The organism is Salinicola avicenniae (assembly GCF_023736115.1).
In the GTDB taxonomy this organism is placed as follows: Bacteria; Pseudomonadota; Gammaproteobacteria; order Pseudomonadales; family Halomonadaceae; genus Salinicola; species Salinicola avicenniae.
In genome coordinates, this window is the sequence record NZ_JAKQZC010000001.1 from 333,431 (window position 1) to 354,354 (window position 20,924).

Sequence of the window (20,924 nt, forward strand, 5' to 3'; positions counted from 1 at the left end):
ACCTGGCAGGCCATATACAATCGATGACGAATCAGCGAGACGGTGACGCCGGGGAAGCGGACGAGAATGGCAAAAAGTGCGAGCGCAGCAAGCGACACAACGACACCGCCCAAGGCGAAACGGACGCGTGGTGCGGGCAAGGCGGGTGACGGCGCCGAACGGCACGACGCGATCTATCGCGAGATCCGCGAGGCGATCGTCGAGCATCGGCTCAAGCCCGGCGCGCGGCTGCGCGAGGATGCCCTGGCCGACGTCTTCGGCGTCAGCCGTACCGGCGTTCGCAAGATTCTGCAGCGGCTGTCGCTCGAGTATCTGGTCACGCTGACCCCGCGACGGGGCGCCAGTGTCAGTCGCCCGAGCATCGAGGAGGCGCGTGACGTCTTCGCCGCCCGCCAACTGGTCGAGTGCCAACTGATGCCGTGGGTCTCCCGGCGGCTGAAGCCCACCGATGGCGCCGAGCTGCGTGAGCTGGCGGAGCGCGAGCGTCAGGCGCTGCGTCGCGGTGAACAGAGCCAGGCGATACAGCTTTCCGCGCGTTTTCATCAGCGCCTGGCCGAGCTTTCCGGCAACACGCCGCTGGCGGAGTTTATCGAGCGGCTCTGCTCGCGTTCTTCGCTGATCCTCGCTGTCTACGGCGGTCACGGCCATCTCGGCTGCGAATCCCACGACCACGACGAGCTGGTCGCACTGCTCGAAAGCGGCAAGGAGGAGCGTGCCGTCGCCTTCATGCGCCGTCACCTCAAGGCGATCGAAGCCTCGCTCTCCATTGAGGAGAGCGATGATGAAACGCCGGATCTGAACGCGATTTTCGGCTGAGGCGCTGACGGGGTTCGATTAGGCCCCCCAGTCCGCGAACCGACCCACGAACGGTTTGGGCCGGGGGAAGGCGAGATCGCCGTGCTTGCTGGTGCCGAGGCCGAGCGAGACGAGCGACTCGGCCAGCTTGACCGCCGCGCTCACCCCTTCGACCACCGGCAGGCCGAGCGCCTCGGTCAGACGTTGGGTCAGATCCGCCATGCCGCCACAGCCGAGGACGATGGCGCCGATGCCATCCTCGTCGCGCGCCCGCCGGCACTCCGCCAGCAGTGCTTCATACGCGTTGCCTGCCGGATTCTCCAGTTCGAGCACCGGAAGGTCGATCGCGCGAACGCGCCGGCAGTGATCGCGGAAGCCGTACTGCGCGAGCAGATGCTCGGCGATGATTGCGGTGCGCGAGAGCGTCGTCACCACCGAGAAGCGCGTGCTGATCAGCGTCGCCAGATGGAAGCCCGCCTCGGCGATGCCGATGACCGGGGCGCGGGTCAGCTCTCGGGCAGCGAGCAGGCCCGGGTCGCCGAAACAGGCGATGACGTAGGCGTCCGCGCCGTGCGCTTCTCCTTGTCGGACTTCCTCGAGCACGCCGACGGTGCTGATCGCCTCGTCGAAGTGGCTCTCGATCGAGACCGGGCCACTCTCCGGCTGGCTGACCTGAATGCGGGTGCCAGGGGCCGCCACGCGGGTGGCACAGGCGCCGATCTTGTCAGTCATGCCGGCGGTCGTGTTGGGGTTGATGACGTGAATCAGCATCGATGGCGAAACCTCTCGCTCGGTCAGCTTGGCGAATCGCGTAATTCGCGATACGGTTGTTTTGTCCACAAAAATAAATGACTTTGCATACAATATCGATGGCCGGACTGCCCTGGCCGCCCGCAGAAGGAACGCCGTCCATGCTATCCAACGACTCCCTTGGTGGCCGCTATCCCAGAGATCTGGTCGGCTACGGCCGCACGCCGCCGCAGGCCAACTGGCCCGGGCAGGCCCGCGTGGCGGTGCAGTTCGTGCTCAACTACGAGGAGGGTGGCGAGAACAGCGTGCTGCACGGCGATACGCACTCCGAGCAGTTCCTCTCCGAGATCGCCGGTGCCGAGGCCTATCCCGCGCGCCATCTGAGCATGGAGTCGATCTACGAATACGGCTCGCGAGCGGGCGTCTGGCGGGTGCTGAAAGAGTTCGAGCGCCGCGGCCTGCCGCTCACCGTGTTCGGCGTGGCGATGGCGCTGGCGCGCAACCCCGACGTGGCGCACGCCTTCCATGAACTGGGCCACGAGATCGCCTGCCACGGCTACCGCTGGATTCACTATCAGAACGTGCCGGAAACGCTCGAGCGCGAGCACATGCAGCGCGCCATCGAGATCTTCCGGTCGCTCTATAATGATGCCCCGCTCGGCTGGTACACCGGGCGTGACAGCCCCAACACGCGCCGGCTGCTGCTCGATCAGGGCGGTTTTCTCTACGATAGCGACTACTACGGCGATGACCTGCCGTTCTGGTGCGATGCCGAGGATAGCCAGGGGCAGATGCATCGGCATCTGATCGTGCCCTACACCCTCGATACCAACGACATGCGCTTCGCCTCGCCGACCGGCTTCGACCACGGCGAGCCGTTCTTTCAGTATCTGCGCGATGCTTTCGATGTTCTCTACGCCGAGGGCGCGGAGACACCGAAGATGCTCTCCATCGGCCTGCACTGCCGGCTGATCGGTCGTCCCGGCCGCTTCCGCGCGCTGCAGCGCTTTCTGGATCATCTCGAGGCGCACGACCGGGTGTGGATAACCCGGCGCGTGGATATCGCGCGACACTGGGCGCGAGAGCATCCCGCCTGACAGGATGACAGACGGCGACCGTCGCCGATCGGGTCCATCGCGCCGAGATCCTGCGACTCGCGCCATACGCTGGTGCGCGAGTACGTTTCGGCGCCCCGTTTTTGCGCGCCCCGCTGATCAAGACGCTTCGATGATGGCTTCTGGATGCCTTCGGTTGCCGTTAACTCCTTGAATCGCTGAATCCAGACAGTTTCTGGCGCTAAATTTGCGAGCACTGTCGATGAAACGAATGTTTCTCAATGGTTAAAGAAGTCGCTAAACGTTTCTTTTGCGTCGTCTCTTCAGCCTGCTTATTCCGACATAACAATTCGCCCACAAGAGGCCCGACATGTTCGCTTTTGCCAAGCATCTACCGCTTCGCCAGTTCGCGCTGGCCGCCGTCTGCACCGTCATGACCGTGACGACGCTCTCCGCCCAGGCCAGCGACCTCGACACCATCGAGCAGCGCGGTACGCTGCGTGTCGCGGTACCGCAGGACTTTCCGCCTTTCGGCTCCGTCGGCACGGACCTGCAGCCGCAGGGCTACGATATCGACATGGCGCAGTACCTGGCCGACCAGATGGATGTCGAGCTGGAGCTGGTGCCGGTCACCAGCGCCAACCGTATCCCGTTTCTGCAGACCGACAAGGTCGATCTGGTCATCTCGAGTCTTGGCAAGACGCCGGAACGTGCCGAGGTGATCGACTTCACCGATGCCTACGCGCCGTTCTTTCAGGGCGTCTTCGGCACGCCCGGTGCGGCCTCCGTCGACGACGTCTCCGGTCTCTCCGGGCTGACCATCGGTGCCACCCGGGGGGCGCTCGAGGATCTGACGCTGAGCGACATCGCGCCGGACGATACCGAGATCCAGCGCTACGAGGATAACGCCACCACGATCTCCGCTTTCCTTTCCGGACAGGTCGAGTACATCGCCACCGGCAATGTGGTGGTGGCGCAGATCGCCCGCCAGAACGAGGCGCGTGCGCCGACGCTGATCTTCAAGATCAAGGATTCGCCCTGCTATGTGGGGCTGAGCCAGGGGAACGAGGCGCTCAAGGCGAAGGTCAACGAACTGATCGAGCAGGCCAAGCAGGACGGCACGCTGGAGTCGATGTCCGAGACGTGGTTCCAGGCACCGCTGCCGGATGACCTGTCCGCCTGACCGGAGTCGATCATGACGCTGGATTTCTCCACATTGCTGCCCTACACGGACGAGATCGTCACGGGCCTGGTGACGACGGTCTGGCTGACCGTCGTCACCACGCTCATCGGCCTCTCGCTGGCCGTGGTGGTGGCCTATGTGCGTGACGGCGCGCGCGAGAACGGTGCCAATATCGTCAGCCGGTTGCTGGGTGGCTACGTCGAGGTGATCCGTAACACGCCGTTTATCGTGCAGCTCTTCTTTCTGTTCTTCGGCCTGCCGGCGCTGGGCGTACCGATCAGCGCGACGGTCGCGGCGTTGATCGCGATGATCCTGAACCTGGCCGCCTACACCGCCGAGATCCTGCGTGCGGGGATCGAGTCGACCACGCGCGGCCAGCACGAGGCCGCCCGTGCGCTGGGGCTCTCGCGTCTGCAGCGCTTTCGCCACGTGGTGCTGGTGCCGGCGTTCTCGCGGGTTTACCCGTCGCTGATCAGCCAGTGCATCATCGTGATGCTGGGCTCGGCGGTGGTCTCGCAGATCTCGGTCTTCGACCTCACCTACGCGGCGAATTTCATCCAGTCGCGCAACTTTCGCGGCTTCGAGGTCTATCTGGTGGTGACGGCGATCTATCTGCTGCTGGCGATTGGCCTGCGACTGCTCTTCGAAGCCGTCGGACGGCGGCTGTTCGCGTTTCGCCAGGGGGGCTCGGCATGACCGATTTCACGACCTGGGACATCGTGCGCAACCTGCTGTTGGCGGCACGCTGGACCGTGGTGCTCTCGCTGATCGCGTTCGTTGGCGGTGCCATTGTCGGCCTCGTGCTCACGCTATTGCGCATGGGCGGGTTGCGTCCCATCCGCTGGCTGGTGCGCGGCTATGTCGATCTGTTCCAGGGTACGCCGCTGCTGATGCAGCTGTTCCTGGCCTATTTCGGGGCGGCGGCGCTGGGTTTCGATGTTTCCGCCTGGACCGCCGCCAGCGTGGCGCTGACGCTCTTCACCAGTGCGTTTCTGTGCGATATCTGGCGCGGCTGCGTCGAGGCGGTGCCGAGCGGCCAGTGGCAGGCGGCGCGCGTGTTGGGCCTGAACTATCTGCAGTCGATGCGTCACGTCATTCTGCCGCAGGCGCTGCGTCTGGCAGTGCCGCCGACCGTCGGCTTTTCGGTGCAGGTGGTCAAGGGCACGGCGCTGGCCTCGGTGATCGGCTTCGTCGAGTTGACCAAGGCCGGCACCATGCTCAACAACGCCACCTTCGAGCCTTTCACCATCTTTACCTTCGTGGCGCTCGGTTATTTCATTCTCTGCTATCCGCTGTCGCGCTACGCCCGTTATCTGGAGAGACGACTCTATGGCGCTGGTATCCGTTAACGACCTGCATAAATCCTTCGGCGAGCTGGAGGTGCTCAAGGGGATCGATCTGACGGTCGAGGCCGGCGAGGTTGTCTCGATCATCGGCCGCAGTGGCTCGGGCAAGAGCACCTTGCTGCGATGCCTCAATCAGCTCGAGCGTCACGACTGGGGCACGATACAGCTGGCCGATCAGCGACTCGACGGCGCTTCGATGACGCCAGGCGAGCTGAGCCAGAATGTCGGCATGGTGTTCCAGAGCTTCAATCTGTTCCCGCACAAGACGGTGCTCGACAACGTTATGCTGGCGCCGGTGGTGGTCAAGCAGACGCCTAAGAGCGAGGCGCGCCGGATCGCCGAAGAGGTGCTAGCCAAGGTCGGCATGTCGGAGAAGGTCGACGCCTATCCGGCGCAACTCTCCGGCGGCCAGCAACAGCGCGTGGCGATCGCGCGCGCCTTGGCGATGAACCCCAAGGTGCTGTTGTGCGACGAGGTGACCTCGGCGCTCGACCCGGAGCTGGTCGGCGAGGTGTTGCGCGTGCTCGAGAATCTGGCAAAGGAGGGGATGACGCTGATTCTGGTCACCCACGAGATGCGTTTCGCCCGCGATGTGAGTGACCGCGTGGTGTTCATGCACCAGGGGCGCATTCATGAATCCGGCGATCCGCAGACCCTGTTCAGCCAGCCCGAGACACCGGAACTCGCCCAGTTCATTGCCTCGGTGATCTGAACAGGGAGGAGACGCCATGCCGGACAAGCGCGATCAGACTCCCATCGGCCGGCGCCTGCAGCAGCATTTTGACAGCCTTGGCCCGCAGGAGCGCCGCGTCGCCGATTTCATTCTCGCGCATCTGGAGGATCTGGCGGTTTACAGTGCGGCGGATCTGGCGCGCTATGCTGGCGTCTCCAAGGCGACGGTGACGCGACTGTTTCAGCGGCTCGGCTATGCCAGCTTCAAGGCGGTCAAGGCGCACGCCCGTCAGCTGCGTCACTACGGCGTGCCGCTGGCGGCCAGCGCATCGGCGTTGGGCGAGGGCGCGGAGCCATTTCGTCGGCACGCCGAACGCGAGCGGGAGAATCTGCATCACTGTCTCGAAGCGCTGTCGCCTGAGCGATTCGAGGCCGTGACCGCGGCGCTGGATAGCGCGCCGGAGATCGCGATTGTCGGCTATCGCAATAGCTATCCGGTGGCGTTGCATCTGCGCCAGCAGCTGCTGCAGTCTCGCCCCGGCGTGCGTTTGATGCCGGCACCGAACCAGTCGCTGGCGGAAGAACTGATCGGGCTCGACCCGCAGGCGATGGTCGTGGTGATCGGCTTCCGGCGTCGGCCGCGGCTATTCGGGGCACTAATCGAGATGCTGGCGCAGCAGCGGCAGCGAGTGCTGCTGATCGGCGATCCGACGACGACAAAATATGAGAGTCAGGTCGCGTGGCGTCTGGAATGTCTATTGGAGACGATTTCGGCGTTCGACAGCTACGCCAGCGCCATGAGTCTGATCAGTCTGCTGGCCAATGCGCTGCTGCATCGGCGACTGGCCGACGGCCGCGCCCGCATCAACGAGATCAGCGAGTGTTACGAAGCACTCGACGAGCTCGGCGAGTAGACCGTGACGAGCGCACGGGTAACCAAGGAGAAAGCATGCCGCCAAGCAAGAACGATTCAGTCCCGCGAACCTACTACGCGCCCCGCGGCGGGTTGCCACCGCAGAGCCAGCTGATCCACGACCGGGCGGTATTCACCGAGGCCTACGCGGTCATCCCCAAGGGCGTGATGAGCGATATCGTCACGAGTTTCCTGCCGCACTGGGAGAAGACACGGCTGTGGGTACTGTCGCGACCGCTCTCCGGCTTCGCCGAGACCTTTTCACAGTACATCATGGAGGTCTCTCCCGGTGGTGGCAGCGAGCGACCGGAACCGGATCGCGGCGCCGAGGGCGTGCTGTTCGTGGTCGAGGGTGAGCTAGCGCTGACGATCGCCGGCGAGGCACACGCGATGACACCGGGCGGCTACGCCTATCTGCCGCCGGGGGCGGATTGGCAGCTGCACAATACCAGCGACGCGCCGGTGCGTTTCCACTGGATCCGCAAGGCCTATGCCTTCGTCGATGGACTCGAGGTGCCGCCAGCGTTCGTCACCAACGAGCAGACGATCGACCCCACGCCGATGCCGGATACGGACGGTCGCTGGGCGACCACGCGCTTCGTCGATCCGGCCGACCTGCGTCACGACATGCACGTAACCATTGTTACCTTCCAGCCGGGGGGCGTGATTCCGTTCGACGAGACCCATGTCATGGAGCATGGCCTCTACGTGCTCGAGGGCAAGGCGGTCTATCACCTCAATCAGGACTGGGTCGAGGTCGAGGCGGGGGACTACATGTGGCTGCGCGCCTTCTGCCCGCAGTCCTGCTATGCCGCGGGCCCGGGGCCGTTCCGCTACCTGCTCTACAAGGACGTGAACCGGCATATGGCGCTCAATCTTTCCCAGCGCTGATGAGGTCGGGTGCCGGCCCTGCCGGAGCGCCAAGGCTTGCCGGGTCCGACAGGGCCGGCACCCTGGCCGTATCGCCTCAATCGAAGCGGTCGAGGCGATACGGTTCGCGTGACGGGAGATCGCTGGCGGGCGGCGGGCTCTCGCCGTCAGCCGAGCCGGCCAGCGACGCGATCAGTTCGGCCGTGATCGCCGCTTGCGTCAGGCCGAGATGGTGGTGACCGAAGGCGAGCAGCACGCGGCCGTCGGCGACACGGTCGATGATCGGCAGCGAATCCGGCAGCGAGGGGCGAAAGCCCATCCACGGCTCGGCGCCGTCGAGATCCAGCGGTGCCCGGAAGAGCCCGCGACTCAGGTGTTCGAGCTGCCAGGCTCGGCGCATGTCGGGCGGGGCCTCGAGCCCCGCGAACTCCACCGTGCCGGCGAGGCGCAGGCCGCCCGCCATCGGCGTCATGATGAAGCGACGTTCCAGCGAGGTGACCGCAAACGGCAGCCAGTCGACCGCCCGTGGCAGCATCAGGTGATAGCCGCGCTCGGTGTCCAGCGGCACGCGTGTGCCGGTCAGGGCATGCGTCAGGGCCGCCGAGTGGGCGCCGCAGGCGACCAGCACCCGGTCGGCGGCCATCTCGCCGCCGGCGGTCAAGAGCGTGATGCCTCGCTCGGTCAATCGTCCGCCCTGGACGGTGGCCTGCTCGAAGCGCACGCCAGCGGCCTTCGCTGCCGTCACCAGCGTATCGACCACGCGCCACGGATCGATTACGTGGCCCGTGGCAGGGAAGAACAGCCCTCCCAGCAGGCTCTCGGCGAGTTGGGGGGCTGCGTCGTAGAGCGTGTCGCTGTCCCACCGCTCGACTGGCACCCGCTGTTCACGCAGTCGCGACGCCAGGGCATCGAGTTTCTGGCGTGATGCCGGTTTCTCGTAGACGAGCAGCGAGCCGTCGGTCTTGAGCAAGTGGGCGCTGCCGACCGATATCAGCAGGCGCTGCCAGGCGCCAAGACTCTTCTCGTTGAGCCCGCGAATGCCGGCCACGCTGCGCGCGAACGGCGCCGGACGCAGGTTGAGCAGCAAACGCGCCAGCCAGGGCGCGGCACGCGGCAGGTAGCGCCAGTCCAGCCGCAGCGGCCCCAGCGGATCGTGCAGCATGCCCGGCAGTGACGTGAGGAGCGAGGTATCGGCAATCGGGAAGACCTGCTCGGTCGCCAGATGACCGGCGTTGCCGAAGGAGGCGCCCAGCCCCGGCGCCTGGCGATCCAGCACGCGGACGCGATGTCCCTGCCTGGCCAGGGCCAGCGCCGCGGTCACGCCGATGATGCCGGCGCCGACGACGACAATGTCCGCGTGAGCGCTGGCCGCGGTGGAACGGGCAGTCCCCGGGGCCGTGGCAGGCCGAACCGCGCGGGATGTATGTGCCGACATGCGATTCCTCGTGGATGGCGATGCCTGATCGATGACCGAAAACGACAGCCTCTCGCGGCGTCAACTGCTCTGCAGACGCTCCTCCAGCACCGCGACGATGCCCTCTGCCGCCTCGCGGATATGGCGTTCGAGCAGCGCGCAGGCGCCTTCGATATCGCGTTCGCGGGATAGCGCCAGCAGCTGGCGATGTTCCGCTTCTGCCTTGGCGATCTCGCGGGTATAGAGCAGCTGCATGCGGATATAGCGCCCGGACTTGGTGTTCAACTGGGCGATCATCGCCTGCGTCTCCGGCAGCGCGGCGGGCGCGTAGAGCGCCTGATGAAAGGCGAAGTTGTAGTCGCTCCAGTTGTCGATCTGACGGCCGGCATCGAGCGCCGCTTCGTACTGCGACAGGATCTCCTCGGCGCGAGCGTGGTCCGCCGGTGTCAGCCGCGGGATCGCCTGGCGCAGCACGTAGGGTTCCAGAAGCTCGCGCAGCGCGAACAGCTCGCGGATGGCGGCGACGGACAGCTCGGTGGTGAAGGCACCGCGATGCGCGTGAAACTCGACCAGCCCTTCGGCTTCCAGGGTCAACAGGGCCTCGCGCACGGGAATCCGGCTGACGTCATAGTCTCGGGCCAGCGCATCCTGACGCAGCTGCGAGCCGCCCTGGAATTCACCGCCGAGAATGCGTTCGCGCAGGTCGTCGGCCACGAACTGGGCGCGGGTCTTGAAAGTCGCCATGATGCTCCGAATGCTCGGTTGCCGCGTGGGGCGAGCGCGTCGCGATGGCGCGCTCATCGAGAAAAATCGCAGATTGTAGGCAATCCGCACCTTGCCAGCCACGGCGCTGGCGGCCGGGCCGACTCGCGGCCGACGCCGACCGAGCGCGGTGTCAGCCCGCGATCTGCCCGGCTGGCGTCTCCATCGACCACTGCGTGTACCACTCGCGGAAGCGGGCATACTGCGTTTCCGCATAGTGGCGCTGGGCGTCGCTCAGGGCATCGCTCGCGTTGAAGTGATGGGTGTAGGCGGTCTCGCCGTTGAGCACCATCAGGTACTTGTAATAGAGCACCAGGTCGACGCCTTCGTCGAAGGAGGAGAGCACCGCCAGTGCCGATTCCAGCTCTTGCGCGCGTCGACCGGCCGCCACATCGCCGGCCGCCGCGCGCTCGCTCAGCGCGACCAGCTGGAGCACGGCCCGCGGCAGCGCGTTGCCGACCCCGGTGATCGCGCCGGTGGCTCCACAGTTGACGAAACCATGAAAGACCTGGGTGTCGACGCCGACCATCAGGCTCACGGCGTCGTCCTGCGAGGTGATGTGCTCCGCTGCGTAGCGCAGGTCGGCCGCGCCACCGAACTCCTTGAAACCGATCAGATTGGGATGGTCTCGGCGCAGTGCGAAGAACAGGTCGGCGCGGGTGGCGAAGCCGTAGTAGGGGCTGTTGTAGATCACCGCGGGCAGCTCGGCAGCGGCGTCGAGAATCGCCGAGAAGTGCGCCTTCTGCGCGCTCGTCGAGGTGCCGCGGGAGAGCACACGGGGAATGACCATCAGCCCTTGGGCGCCGACCTTGGCGGCGTGCGCGGCATGCGAGACCGCCTCTGTCGAATTGACCGCGCCGGTACCGACGATGGTCGGCACGCCGGCCTCGACCAGTCGCGCCACGCCTTCCTGGCGCTGGCGCTCGCTCAACAGTGGCCAGTCGCCCATCGACCCGCAGTAGACGACGCCGCGCATGCCCAGCGCGACCAGCTCGCGTCCTTTGTCGACGAGTGCGTCGTAGTCCGGCTGGCGCGCGGCCGTGCAGGGCGTCATCAGGGCCGGGATACAGCCGGAGAAGATCGACCGGTCAAGCGTGACTGTAGCGTTCATGGGGGCTCCCGTTGAGTGGTCGGCGTGGCGGGTCACGATGCCGTGATCCCCCAGGCGAAGGGGTCGTTGTCGTCGATCAGCAGGGTGGTGTCGGCCGTGACGTAAGCGTGACCGGTGATATAGGGCACGACCCGATCCCCCTGTCGTTCGTAGCGCCCGACAAAGCGACTGCCGGTGATGCTGGCCTGTACCCAGGGCTCGCCGGGCGCCAGCTTGTTGTCGGCCGCCAGGCAGGCGAGCTTGGCACTGGTGCCGGTGCCGCAGGGTGAGCGGTCGTAGGCCTTGCCGGGGCAGAGCACGAAGTTGCGACTGTCCGCGCGCGCGTCGGCATCGGCAAGCGTGTCCTCGCCGAACAGCTCGATATGACCGATTACGCCGCCGTTCTCGCCGGTGATCGCCTGCGCTTCGAGCGCCTGGCGAATCGCCCAGGTGAAGGCGGTCAGGGCGGGCTCGTTGTCGAGGGTCAGGCGCTGGCCGTGATCGCCGACGAGGAAGAACCAGTTGCCGCCCCAGGCGATATCGCCGTGCACAACGCCGTAACCCGGGACCTCGAGCGGCACGTTCCGTCGATAGCGGTAGGCGGCCACGTTGCGAACGGTGACGGCGCCGTCGGTGTGCAGCTCTGCCTGCACGGGGCCGACCGGCGTGTCGATGCTGTGGGTACCCGGTGCCATCCGGCCGAGATAGTGCAGCGAGGCCACCAGGCCGATGGTGCCGTGACCGCACATGCCGAGATAGCCGGCATTGTTGAAAAAGATCACGCTGCAGGTGGCGTCGGCGGAGACCGGTTCGCCATAAAGCGCGCCGACCAGCACGTCGTTGCCGCGCGGCTCGTGCAGACAGGCCTGACGCCAGGCGTCGTATTGCTCCCGCAGGCGATCTCGCTGCTCGGCGAGCGTAAGGCGCGGTTGGCCCGGGGCGCTCAGCGACGGAAAGCCGGACATGACAAGTCGCGTCGGTTCGCCGCCGGTATGTGAATCGATCACGTGGATGCGCTGCATGCGTCGGATCCTGTGGCAGGACGGAGCGCCGGTATCAGCGACTCGTCTCGGTCATGTATTGTAGATTTTATACAATCTACCGAGGCGTATGGGAAGACCGTTCCAGTAAGCGGCAGGCAAAAAGTGGGGCAGGCAGAAGATGGCTTGGGTTGTCCGTGAGATGACGGACGACCGGCGAACGAGACGAAAAAGGCCGGCACCCGAGAGTGCCGGCAGAGGGAGAGCGCGCCTGACGGCGCGTCGGTCAATCGAGTGCCGCCCCGCTCTCGGTCGCGCGGGAGGCCGGGGCGGCGGAGGCTGTCAGGACGCCACGGCTGCCGCGGCCGTGGCACGCCGCATTGCCATCGCATAGAAGCTGGCGCCGAGCAGGCCGCCGATGAAGACCGAGAAGTGACCGAGATCGCCGAGTGGCAGGAAGTTGATCACGATGCCGATTACCGTGGCGGCGATGACCGCCTTCACTGCCGCCGGATTGATACCGTTGCGATACCAGTACGGGCCGTTCGGGTCGGTGCTGAACAGGGCGTCGACATCGATCTCGCCGCGGCGGATGCGGTAGTAGTCCATGATGATGATGCCGTAGAGCGGGCCGATAGCGGCGGCGAGCAGATCGACCGTGTAGTGGATGATTTCCGGGTTGCTGAACAGATTCCAGGGCGTCAGGAAGATCGAACCCACGGCGGCGATGAAACCGCCCGTGCGGAAGCTGATCTTGCTGGGTGCCATGTTGGAGAAGTCGAACGCCGGTGCCACGAAGTTGGCGACGATATTGATGCCGATCGTCGTGGTCACGAAGGTGGCAGCGCCGAGCACGGCGATAAAGGTGCTGTCGAGGCGCGAAACCGTCTCGATCGGATCGTCGATCATCTCGCCGAAGACCGGAATCGTCGCCGAGACCATCATCACGGTGGTCGCGGAGAAGACCAGGAAGTTGACCGGCAGGCCCCAGAAGTTGCCGCGTTTGACGTCGCCGAAGCTGCGCGCGTAGCGGGTGAAGTCACCGAAATTAAGCGTCGGCCCGGCGAAGTAGCCGGCCACGATCGCCGCCGCGATCACCATCTGCCACAGCTGCTCGCCCGGCGAGAGCTGGATGTCGGCCAGCGTGAAGCTGATATTCGCCCAGCCCGCCTGCCACACCAGCCAAGCCGCCAGTGCAAACATCACCACATAGACGGCCGGCCCGCTCCAGTCGATGAAGCGACGGATCGAATCCATGCCGCGCCAGAACACGATCGCCTGTAGGCACCACAGCAGCATGAAGCTGATCCAGCCCAGATAGGAGAGCCCCAGAAAACTCGGGCCGGCCAGCGACTCCATGCCCGGGAAAAGGCGCAGGATGACGATGGTCAGTGCATTGGAGGCGAGATAGGTCTGGATGCCGTACCACACGACGGCGATCAAGCCACGAATCATGGCCGGGATGTTGGCGCCAAAGACACCGAAGGAGAGACGGCAGATCACCGGGAAGGGCACCGCGGCCTTCTGGCTCGGCCGCGCCATCAGGTTGGCGAAGATCTGCACGATGCAGATGCCGATCAGCAGCGAGATCAGCACCTGCCAGCCGGCCAGGCCGAGGGCGAACAAGCTCGCCGCTACCACGTAGCCGCCGACGCTGTGGACGTCGGAGAGCCAGAAGGCGAGGATGTTGTACCAGTTCCAGTTCTGTTTTGTAGGCGCGAGATCGGCGTTGTGAAGCCGCTCGCTGTAGTGATGAGGCGAACGGTGGTGTGAGTCTTGCGGTGGTTGTGCCATAACGAGAGCCCTCCGCGCGGGCCGGCTGTGATGGGGGTCTCTTTTTTGTATACAAGATGCGTGCCATAACTTATTTACGCTTTGTTGCAGGGGTCAACTTTCGCCAGAGTCGACGCTTGGCCCTCGGGAAAACGGCCGTCATTCAGCGGGTTGCCGGCATCAGGCATGGCACGCGTCGAGTGGCGGGAGACTCAGGGAGTGAGGCGATGTCTTGGCTTGAGCCTAAGGAAGCCGGGGGCCAGTTCCCGTGCGTGCACCCTTGGCGCCCATGACCAGCCTATGTTGCACTGATTTCGTGCACGATAAATCTTGTCTTTGTATACGAAAGTGGCTGGGGCCGTAGGGATATCGGTCTCGACTAGGGTGGCGTCATTCGTGGCGGCGCAACCGCAGCGCGAGTGAAGCGCGCTATAGAGGACGACAGAGAATCAGGAAGACCATGGATCAGGAGAGAGGAGCGTCATGCTGCAACTGACAGCCCGACCGCTGACGGCGGAAGCCTTTGCCCCCTTCGGTGACGTTATCGATGCCCGTACTAGCGCGTCGTTCCCCATCAACAACGGGCGTACCCAGCGCCACCACGATCTGGCAACGATCGAGGTGGCCGACGCCTCGCGGCCGCTGATCAGCCTCTTCGTCAGCCAGCCGGTGACGTTGCCGCTCGACCTCGAGCTGCTCGAGCGCCATCCGCTGGGCAGTCAGGCCTTCATGCCGCTGCACGAGGAGCGTTTCATTGTCGTGGTCGCGCCGCCGGGCGAGGAGATCGACTCACAGAAGATCTGCGCCTTCGTCACCGATGGCCGCCAGGGAGTCAACTACCGCGCCGGCACCTGGCATGCGATTCACTCGGTCCTGGAGCGAGAGGGGGAGTTTCTCGTCGTCGACCGTGGCGGCGACGATAACCTTGATGAACGCAACATGCCGATTCGGGTAGTGGTTTAGGCAGTAGGTGGGAGGTCAGGAACGGCGGCTTTAGAAGTGGAGTCGATAAAGCCGGATCGTTCAACGCGACGTTGTTGAAAGATCGTCCAGAAACGGAAGCGCCCCGCCATAGGCGGGGCGCTCGAGGCCGAGGCTATCAAGCGGTTCTGCCGCTCACCGCGTCGGCCGGTTCTTCATCGAGTTCCATGCGTTCGCGTTCGTCGTCGATGATCTGGAGCGCCTGTTCCGGTGTCACCTTCGAGGCCGGCGTGACCAGGCTGACGATGACGCCCACGACCAGCGCGACCAGGACGGCCGGAATGCTCGGATTACCCCAGAAGGCGCTCCAGCTGTCGACGTTGATCACGGCGAGCGAGGTCGCCGACGCCGATACCAGCGTGGCGACCGCGCCCTGCCAGTTGTAGCGGGGCCAGAAACGTCCCAGTACGCCGCAAACGAACATGCCGGCCATCACCGTGGCGATCATGCTGGTGATGTAGCTGATGACGTTGTCGGAGGTCAGCGCGAGCAGCAGCGCCAGTCCGATCGTCACCACCAGGGCCAGGCGGGATAGCGTGACGACCTTGCGTGCCGACGGTGTGTGACCGGTGAACAGGACATAGACGTCGCGCAGCAGGATCGAAACGCCGGCGATGGCGTCCGAGCTGGCGCTGGACATCGTCGCCGAGAGCCCTGCGACCAGCAGGAGCAAGCCGAGCCACAGTGGCAGAATCTCGGTGGCGAGGAACGGAAAGGCGAAATTGCTGTTGTCGAGGTCGGGATTCAGGGCATGTGTCGCCATGCCGATGATCGCCGGGATGATCGAGAAGAAGAGGTAGAGGATGCCGGTGATCACGAACGACTTGCGTACCGAGCGCACCGAGCTGCCGGAGTAGATGCGCTGACGGAAAGAGGGGGTCGCCAGCACGCCGACGGCGATGACGGCGATCAGCGATAGCGCCGGTATCCCGCCGATCTTGTCGATGCCGAAGAAACTGGTCGCGGCAGTATCCATGTTGGCGCCGAGTCCAGCGAACCCGCCGACTTCGAACAGCGCGATGATCGCCATCGCGATGAAGCCGACGAACAGCACCACCGCCTGCACCGTATCGGTCCAGACCACCGCCATGTAGCCGCCGATCACGCAGTAGATGCCGAAGCCCAGCGCCACGAGAATGCGCGCGGTGGTCAGGTCGATGTCTGCCATCCAGGAGAGATAGAGCCCACCGCCCAGGATGTGTGCGCCCAGCCAGCCGATGCAGGCGATGTAGATCAGCACCGCGACGATGTTGCGCACCAGCCGGCTGGCGCCGACGTAGTAGGAGAGCTCTTCGCTCATGGTCATGAAGCGGAAGCGTCGCACCGGCGCGAACCAGGCCGCCAGCAGCAGCACGCCGATCGCGCCGCCGATACCGTATAACGCGCCACCCCAGCCGTTGGCGTAGCCGAAGCCGACGGCGCCCATGCTTGAGCCGGTGCCGACCATCGTGGCCACCGTTGTGCCGATGGTGAGAAAGATCGGCAGGCTGCGCCCGCCGAGGAGAAAGTCGTCGCCGTTGCTGCGGCTGTTACGCGAGACCCACCCACCGAACGCGATCATGATGACCACGTAGGCGATAAAAGCCCCGAGGAAGACTTGGCTGTTCATAGTGACCTCTTATAATTGTTGTTCCGGTCGTTGCCGCGACCGGAGCAGTGTGGAATGTCATGGCCTATGGGGTTTTTCACTGCGGTCGCGCCCTTGCCGGGGCGCGACCCCTTTCTTTCTCACGCCTTTTTCCGGCGTCTGTTTCGTTTCTGCGAGTGTCAGTGAATCGGCGCTGCCTCGAAGCGCAGCAAGCTTCGAAGCTAGGCGCGATCAGCGCGATAGCACTTGATGTCGACCTCCACCTTGCAGTCCACCACCAGGTCCTGGACGCTGCAGATGCGTGCCGGCGGGTGGTCACCGAAGACTTCCTTGAACACCTTGTTGAACGAGCTGAAGTAGCGCGCGTCGGTGAGCACGGCGGTCACGTGGACCACGTCCTCCACGCCGTAGCCGGCCTCTTCGGCGATAGCCAGACAGTTGGCGAAGGCCAGCCGCGACTGCTCGATGATGCTGCCTTCGACGACTTCGCCGTCGGTCATCGGCGTCTGGCCGGAGACGAACAGCCAGCCGGCGGCTTCCGTGGCGCGGGCGAACGGCAGTTTCTGGCCGCCGGTACCGACGCCGCCTTCGACGCCATATCGTTTGATGCTCATGCGGTATCTCCTGCGGTTGTGGATCGGGAATGAAGCGATGGGGATGAGGGGGCCGCCGACAGCGGCGATTGGCGACGCAGCAGACGACCGCGACGTGCTTCGCTCGCCTGGCCGTGAAGATAGGCGTCAGCGCCGTTGACGATGACGCGCTCGATGCCGCTGGCAGCCGAGATCGGGTCGCTGTAGGTGGCGGTGTCCTCGAGTCGATCGAGATCGAACAGCACCAGGTCGGCGTAGGCGCCGACGCGAACGTAACCGCGGTCGACGAGCCCGAAGTTGGCGGCCGAGAGCCCGGTCATCTTGCGGACAGCGTCGGCCAGTGACAGCAGCTTCAAGTCGCGACTGTAGTGAGCCAGGACACGGGGAAAGGCACCCCACAGCCGTGGGTGCGGATGCGGGTCGTTGGGCAGGCCGTCGGAGCCGACCATCGACAGCGGGTGCGCAAGCACCTGGCGCATATCCGCTTCGCTCATGTTGTGATAGACGGCGCCGGCCGGCTGCAGGCGGCGCGCGGCGTCCATCAGCGATAGGTTCCACTGGTCGGCGATGGCCGCGAGCGGCTGGCGCGCGACCTCAGGATGCGGGTCCGACCAGGTGATGAAGATATCGATCTCGTCGGTGACCTGCCCCAGGTCCAGCGTCGACGAGCCCGCCGTGTAGGGGTAGCAGTCGCAGTGCACGCCGTGGGTGAGCGCGGCGGCGTCCAGCTTCGCCAGAGCGCCGGGCGCGTTGCCCCAGTTGCCGGCACCGGCACACTTGAGATGCGAGATCACCAGCGGTGCTCGACCGTGCGTGGCGGTGGCGAAGGCTTCGTCCATCGCGGCCGGCAATCCGGCGAACTCGTCGCGAAGGTGCGTGGTGTAGACCCCGCCGGCCCGACCGACCGCCGCGACCAGGGCATTCATCTCCGCCGTCGGGGCATGGAAGGCATTGCGGTAGGCGAGGCCGGAACTCAACCCGACAGCGCCTTCCGCGAGCGCCGTCGTCAGGGCTTCGCCCATGGCGGCGATCTCGGTGTCGCTGGCCGGGCGGTCGAAGCGATCCATGACCTGACTGCGCAGGCTGGTATGCCCGATCAGCGCGGCCACGTTGAGGCTGGGGCGCGCCTGTTCGATGGCCTCGGCGTAGGCGGAAAACGTCGGGTAACGGAAGTCCTCAGCGCGGCCGAGCAGGTTCATCGGATCGGGAACTTCTCCGCTCAGCGTGACGGGGCTGGCGCTGATACCGCAGTTGCCGACGATGACCGTCGTCACGCCCTGGGAGAGCTTGGGCAGCATCTGCGGGGTGCGAATGACGTTGGTGTCGTCGTGGGTGTGCACGTCGATGAATCCGGGAGTCAACGTCAGGCCCGCTGCCTCGATGATCTCATCGGCGATTTCGCCTTGCAGGTCACCGATGGCAGCGATGCGTTCGCCGTCGATGGCGACATCGGCGACGAACGCATCGCGACCGGTACCGTCGAGGATGCGGGCGCCACGAATCAATCGTGCGTAAGCCATGCTCAGTCTCCCAGCGGCTGGCGGTCGTCGCCGCCACGATGGGCATCGAGCGCGATCTTCAGGCGTCGCAACTTGTCACGCGTGCGCGTGCGGTGGCGCAGGGCCAGACCGAGAGCGAGCATGTCGATGGCGGCCATCATGGCGTAGCGGGACGACGACGGAAAATAGATGTAGTCGGTCTCTCGGGTGGCGATCGGCAGTGCCAGATCGGCGATGTTGGCCAGCGGCGAGCCGACGGCGGTAATCGCGATGACTCGGGCGCCGTATTCGCGGGCCAGCGCGGCGGCGTCGTTGATTTCCGGGGTATAGCCGCTGACGGAGAGCGCGACGACCACGTCGCTCGGCTCCAGCGTCGAGGCCACCATGCGTGGCAGGAGCGATTGGGGGTAGGCGCTGATCGCGTAGCCCAGTCTGACGAGGCGAAACTGGAGCTCCTGTGCCATCACGGTGGAGCCGCCACCGGCGCCGAAGACGAGAATCTGGCGAGCGTCGTCGAGCATCTCGACCGCGCCCTCGACATCCGCCTGTTCCATCAAGGTGCGGTTGAGCGCCAGCGTCTGGGCGGCGGTGTCGTAGACGACCTCGAGGCCATCGTCCTCGCTGGCCTCTTGAATGAACCGGCGGCCGGCCGCCAGGGCCCGGGTCAGCCGGGTCTTGAGATCGCGCACGTTGCGGCACTCCACGGCGCGGGCGAAGCGTGTCACCGTGGCTTCACTGACCGCGGCGCGCGCCGCGATCTCGCCGATGCTGGCCTCGGCAACGAAGTCGATGTCGTCGAAGATCAGGCTCGCGACCTTTTTCTCTGCGTCGCGCAGGCTCGGCAAGCGGGCGGTGATCTGGGAGAGAATGTCGGTTTCCTGATTCACGATAGGCTCGTTGTCCGTCGACGATTGCGGTCATGTTAGTAACTAACATATTTTTATTTTCCGTGTTAGTAAATAACCATAACGTCCATGACGAGCTCCATCCCTACCCATCACCTTTCTCGAGGAGAGCGAGATGTCCACGACCGCGACGATGCCAGACGGTTATTCCCGACAACCCCTGGAAAAGGGAACTCCACGCGCGATGCCTGCCAATCTGCTGCGCGACGTACCGCTGCCGGCAGCGGCGCTCTTCGAGACGCCGCTTGCGCACAACATCGCCTGGATGCAGCGTTTCGCCGAGCGCCACGGCGCGAAACTGGCGCCGCACGGCAAGACGACGATGGCGCCCGCGCTGTTCCAGCAGCAGATGGCGGCGGGTGCCTGGGGAATCACGCTGGCGACGGCGGTGCAGACGGCGGCGGCGCACGCGCAGGGCATCGAGCGTGTGCTGATGGTCAATCAGCTCGTCGGCCGGCCCAATATGGCGCTGATCGCCGAGGCGATCGAGACAGGGCTCGACTACTACTGCGTGGTCGATAACGTCGATAATGTGCGCGAACTCGGCGCCTACTTTGGCGAACGTGGCCTGGTTCTCAATGTGTTGATCGAACTGGGCGTGGCCGGCGGACGCTGCGGCTGCCGCGATGCCGCGCAGGTCGAGACACTGGTGGCGGCGATCGCCGACCAACCGGCTCTGGCGCTGGTGGGGGTCGAGGGATACGAAGGGTTGATCGGTGGTGGTGATGAAATCGTCGCAGTGCGGGCCTACGGCGAGCGGTTGGTCGATACCGTCAGAAAGCTGCGTGCCAGCGGGGCACTCCAGCGCGATGCGCCGATCGTCACGGCGTCCGGCTCGAAATGGTTCGATCTCATCGCCGAGGCGTTCGATAACGCGTTCTCCGCGACCGAGTCGCGCGCGCATTACACGCCGGTGCTGCGGCCGGGCTGCTACGTGGTGCACGACCACCGGCTCTATGCGGGAGCGATGGACGATATCAAGGCGCGCCGTCCTGAGCTCGAGGGCGAGCTGAAGCCGGCGCTGGAGATCTTCGCGCATATTCAGTCGTTACCGGAGCCGGGGTTGGCGATCGCGGCGCTGGGCAAGCGCGATATCGGCCACGAGCCGGATCTCCCCATCCCGTTGCGCCTCTACCCATGCGCTAGCGAGGCGTCGGCGGCGGTCGAGCTCGACGGCTGGCGCAGCTTCCACATCATGGATCAGCACCTGTTTATCGAGATTCCGCCGACGGCTTCGGTGGCTGTCGGCGATATCATCGCCTTCGGTACGTCGCATCCCTGCCTGACCTTCGACAAGTGGCGGACGCTGCTAGTCGTCGATGACGATCTCGAGGTGCGCCGTACCGTCGAGACCTGCTTCTGATGCGCGAGCGGCATGCCCGGTACCAAAATTGGAAAGGTTTTCCATAAATATTGACGACTGGCCGACGCTCGCTTAATTTGGCATCCATCGGTCGTGGTGGCCGGCGCCTGTCGGTGCCGCCTCGGCCTCCGAATCGAGTGAGTGGTCGGCAACACGTGGGCGTCGAAGGGCGCGCCGGGTGGCGGCTTCTCCCCGGGCGCTCTTCCGTCGGGATGAGATTGAATGAATCAGTGACGGAAGTTTCGTGGCGAGCCAGATGGCTCGCCTTTTTTATGCGCGTTCGCTACCGGGAGTCGTTCTTGAGGGCCGTCGGCGCCAGGGGCCAAAGGCCGGCCGTCGTGGGTCACTGCCGGTCCGAGACGTTTCCCCTGTCGACTTTGTGTCGCGTCTCT

General features: G+C 65.1%; 20 protein-coding genes. 10 read left to right on the forward strand and 10 right to left on the reverse strand.

Going from position 1 to position 20,924, the window contains the following annotated elements:
* Positions 1 to 66: 66 nt before the first annotated feature.
* Positions 67 to 816 (forward strand): GntR family transcriptional regulator, encoded by a 750-nt coding sequence (locus MC381_RS01475; protein ID WP_251975946.1) that lies wholly within the window; start codon positions 67 to 69, stop codon positions 814 to 816.
* A gap of 18 nt (positions 817 to 834) precedes the next feature.
* On the opposite strand, the gene MC381_RS01480 is transcribed toward MC381_RS01475, so the two are convergent.
* Positions 835 to 1,566: an aspartate/glutamate racemase family protein gene (locus tag MC381_RS01480; protein WP_251975947.1), complete on the reverse strand. Its 732-nt coding sequence runs from the start codon at positions 1,564 to 1,566 to the stop codon at positions 835 to 837.
* A gap of 140 nt (positions 1,567 to 1,706) precedes the next feature.
* On the opposite strand from MC381_RS01480, the gene puuE reads away from it, so the two are divergent.
* From puuE to MC381_RS01515, 7 genes are all read left to right on the forward strand, one after another.
* A complete protein-coding gene (puuE, locus tag MC381_RS01485; protein WP_251975948.1) occupies positions 1,707 to 2,642 on the forward strand; it encodes an allantoinase PuuE in 936 nt (311 codons plus the stop codon).
* A gap of 328 nt (positions 2,643 to 2,970) precedes the next feature.
* A complete protein-coding gene (locus tag MC381_RS01490) occupies positions 2,971 to 3,783 on the forward strand; it encodes a transporter substrate-binding domain-containing protein (protein WP_251975949.1) in 813 nt (270 codons plus the stop codon).
* Between the two features lie 12 nt (positions 3,784 to 3,795).
* Positions 3,796 to 4,479, forward strand: a complete 684-nt coding sequence (locus tag MC381_RS01495; protein ID WP_251975950.1) for an amino acid ABC transporter permease — start codon at positions 3,796 to 3,798, stop codon at positions 4,477 to 4,479.
* The gene (locus tag MC381_RS01500; protein ID WP_251975951.1) at positions 4,476 to 5,132 is read left to right on the forward strand and encodes an amino acid ABC transporter permease; all 657 of its coding nucleotides are present in this window, start codon (positions 4,476 to 4,478) and stop codon (positions 5,130 to 5,132) included. The genes MC381_RS01495 and MC381_RS01500 overlap by 4 nt, the downstream gene beginning before the upstream one ends.
* Positions 5,113 to 5,841, forward strand: coding sequence for an amino acid ABC transporter ATP-binding protein (locus MC381_RS01505; protein WP_251975952.1), 729 nt, complete (start codon positions 5,113 to 5,115; stop codon positions 5,839 to 5,841). Before MC381_RS01500 ends, MC381_RS01505 begins: the two co-directional genes overlap by 20 nt.
* Positions 5,842 to 5,857: 16 nt before the next feature.
* Positions 5,858 to 6,715: a MurR/RpiR family transcriptional regulator gene (locus MC381_RS01510; RefSeq protein ID WP_251975953.1), complete on the forward strand. Its 858-nt coding sequence runs from the start codon at positions 5,858 to 5,860 to the stop codon at positions 6,713 to 6,715.
* A gap of 35 nt (positions 6,716 to 6,750) precedes the next feature.
* A complete protein-coding gene (locus tag MC381_RS01515) occupies positions 6,751 to 7,605 on the forward strand; it encodes a bifunctional allantoicase/(S)-ureidoglycine aminohydrolase (RefSeq protein WP_251975954.1) in 855 nt (284 codons plus the stop codon).
* Between the two features lie 76 nt (positions 7,606 to 7,681).
* Here the strand turns inward: MC381_RS01515 and MC381_RS01520 are convergent, their stop codons facing one another.
* The 5 genes from MC381_RS01520 to MC381_RS01540 form a co-directional block, all read right to left on the reverse strand.
* Positions 7,682 to 9,019, reverse strand: a complete 1,338-nt coding sequence (locus tag MC381_RS01520) for an NAD(P)/FAD-dependent oxidoreductase (protein ID WP_251975955.1) — start codon at positions 9,017 to 9,019, stop codon at positions 7,682 to 7,684.
* Between the two features lie 60 nt (positions 9,020 to 9,079).
* Positions 9,080 to 9,742 carry a GntR family transcriptional regulator gene (locus tag MC381_RS01525; RefSeq protein WP_251975956.1) on the reverse strand — a complete coding sequence of 221 codons (663 nt, stop codon included), beginning with the start codon at positions 9,740 to 9,742 and terminating at the stop codon, positions 9,080 to 9,082.
* Positions 9,743 to 9,893: 151 nt separating this feature from the next.
* Positions 9,894 to 10,871 (reverse strand): dihydrodipicolinate synthase family protein, encoded by a 978-nt coding sequence (locus tag MC381_RS01530; RefSeq protein ID WP_251975957.1) that lies wholly within the window; start codon positions 10,869 to 10,871, stop codon positions 9,894 to 9,896.
* Positions 10,872 to 10,903: 32 nt separating this feature from the next.
* The gene (locus tag MC381_RS01535; protein WP_251975958.1) at positions 10,904 to 11,872 is read right to left on the reverse strand and encodes a 4-hydroxyproline epimerase; all 969 of its coding nucleotides are present in this window, start codon (positions 11,870 to 11,872) and stop codon (positions 10,904 to 10,906) included.
* 300 nt (positions 11,873 to 12,172) lie between these two features.
* Positions 12,173 to 13,624, reverse strand: a complete 1,452-nt coding sequence (locus MC381_RS01540) for an NCS1 family nucleobase:cation symporter-1 (protein WP_251975959.1) — start codon at positions 13,622 to 13,624, stop codon at positions 12,173 to 12,175.
* Positions 13,625 to 14,086: 462 nt separating this feature from the next.
* On the opposite strand from MC381_RS01540, the gene MC381_RS01545 reads away from it, so the two are divergent.
* On the forward strand, positions 14,087 to 14,566 hold the full coding sequence (locus MC381_RS01545) for an ureidoglycolate lyase (RefSeq protein ID WP_251975960.1): 480 nt from the start codon (positions 14,087 to 14,089) through the stop codon (positions 14,564 to 14,566).
* A gap of 136 nt (positions 14,567 to 14,702) precedes the next feature.
* Here the strand turns inward: MC381_RS01545 and MC381_RS01550 are convergent, their stop codons facing one another.
* The 4 genes from MC381_RS01550 to MC381_RS01565 all read right to left on the reverse strand — a co-directional run bounded on the left by MC381_RS01550 (position 14,703) and on the right by MC381_RS01565 (position 19,151).
* Positions 14,703 to 16,193: a sodium:solute symporter family protein gene (locus MC381_RS01550; protein ID WP_251975961.1), complete on the reverse strand. Its 1,491-nt coding sequence runs from the start codon at positions 16,191 to 16,193 to the stop codon at positions 14,703 to 14,705.
* Positions 16,194 to 16,393: 200 nt separating this feature from the next.
* Complete coding sequence (locus tag MC381_RS01555) at positions 16,394 to 16,786, reverse strand: RidA family protein (protein WP_189443380.1); 393 nt, start codon at positions 16,784 to 16,786, stop codon at positions 16,394 to 16,396.
* Positions 16,783 to 18,285, reverse strand: coding sequence for an N-acyl-D-amino-acid deacylase family protein (locus tag MC381_RS01560; protein ID WP_251975962.1), 1,503 nt, complete (start codon positions 18,283 to 18,285; stop codon positions 16,783 to 16,785). Before MC381_RS01560 ends, MC381_RS01555 begins: the two co-directional genes overlap by 4 nt.
* A 2-nt stretch (positions 18,286 to 18,287) precedes the next feature.
* Positions 18,288 to 19,151, reverse strand: coding sequence for a MurR/RpiR family transcriptional regulator (locus MC381_RS01565; RefSeq protein ID WP_251975963.1), 864 nt, complete (start codon positions 19,149 to 19,151; stop codon positions 18,288 to 18,290).
* Positions 19,152 to 19,284: 133 nt separating this feature from the next.
* On the opposite strand from MC381_RS01565, the gene MC381_RS01570 reads away from it, so the two are divergent.
* On the forward strand, positions 19,285 to 20,532 hold the full coding sequence (locus MC381_RS01570) for an amino acid deaminase (RefSeq protein ID WP_251975964.1): 1,248 nt from the start codon (positions 19,285 to 19,287) through the stop codon (positions 20,530 to 20,532).
* Positions 20,533 to 20,924 lie beyond the last annotated feature (392 nt).

Coding starts and splice junctions, on each gene's coding strand:
- MC381_RS01475 (WP_251975946.1), top strand. CDS start 67: ATGGCAAAAAGTGCGAGCGCAGCAAGCGACACAACGACACCGCCCAAG.
- MC381_RS01480 (WP_251975947.1), bottom strand. CDS start 1,566: ATGCTGATTCACGTCATCAACCCCAACACGACCGCCGGCATGACTGAC.
- puuE (WP_251975948.1), top strand. CDS start 1,707: ATGCTATCCAACGACTCCCTTGGTGGCCGCTATCCCAGAGATCTGGTC.
- MC381_RS01490 (WP_251975949.1), top strand. CDS start 2,971: ATGTTCGCTTTTGCCAAGCATCTACCGCTTCGCCAGTTCGCGCTGGCC.
- MC381_RS01495 (WP_251975950.1), top strand. CDS start 3,796: ATGACGCTGGATTTCTCCACATTGCTGCCCTACACGGACGAGATCGTC.
- MC381_RS01500 (WP_251975951.1), top strand. CDS start 4,476: ATGACCGATTTCACGACCTGGGACATCGTGCGCAACCTGCTGTTGGCG.
- MC381_RS01505 (WP_251975952.1), top strand. CDS start 5,113: ATGGCGCTGGTATCCGTTAACGACCTGCATAAATCCTTCGGCGAGCTG.
- MC381_RS01510 (WP_251975953.1), top strand. CDS start 5,858: ATGCCGGACAAGCGCGATCAGACTCCCATCGGCCGGCGCCTGCAGCAG.
- MC381_RS01515 (WP_251975954.1), top strand. CDS start 6,751: ATGCCGCCAAGCAAGAACGATTCAGTCCCGCGAACCTACTACGCGCCC.
- MC381_RS01520 (WP_251975955.1), bottom strand. CDS start 9,019: ATGTCGGCACATACATCCCGCGCGGTTCGGCCTGCCACGGCCCCGGGG.
- MC381_RS01525 (WP_251975956.1), bottom strand. CDS start 9,742: ATGGCGACTTTCAAGACCCGCGCCCAGTTCGTGGCCGACGACCTGCGC.
- MC381_RS01530 (WP_251975957.1), bottom strand. CDS start 10,871: ATGAACGCTACAGTCACGCTTGACCGGTCGATCTTCTCCGGCTGTATC.
- MC381_RS01535 (WP_251975958.1), bottom strand. CDS start 11,872: ATGCAGCGCATCCACGTGATCGATTCACATACCGGCGGCGAACCGACG.
- MC381_RS01540 (WP_251975959.1), bottom strand. CDS start 13,624: ATGGCACAACCACCGCAAGACTCACACCACCGTTCGCCTCATCACTAC.
- MC381_RS01545 (WP_251975960.1), top strand. CDS start 14,087: ATGCTGCAACTGACAGCCCGACCGCTGACGGCGGAAGCCTTTGCCCCC.
- MC381_RS01550 (WP_251975961.1), bottom strand. CDS start 16,193: ATGAACAGCCAAGTCTTCCTCGGGGCTTTTATCGCCTACGTGGTCATC.
- MC381_RS01555 (WP_189443380.1), bottom strand. CDS start 16,786: ATGAGCATCAAACGATATGGCGTCGAAGGCGGCGTCGGTACCGGCGGC.
- MC381_RS01560 (WP_251975962.1), bottom strand. CDS start 18,285: ATGGCTTACGCACGATTGATTCGTGGCGCCCGCATCCTCGACGGTACC.
- MC381_RS01570 (WP_251975964.1), top strand. CDS start 19,285: ATGTCCACGACCGCGACGATGCCAGACGGTTATTCCCGACAACCCCTG.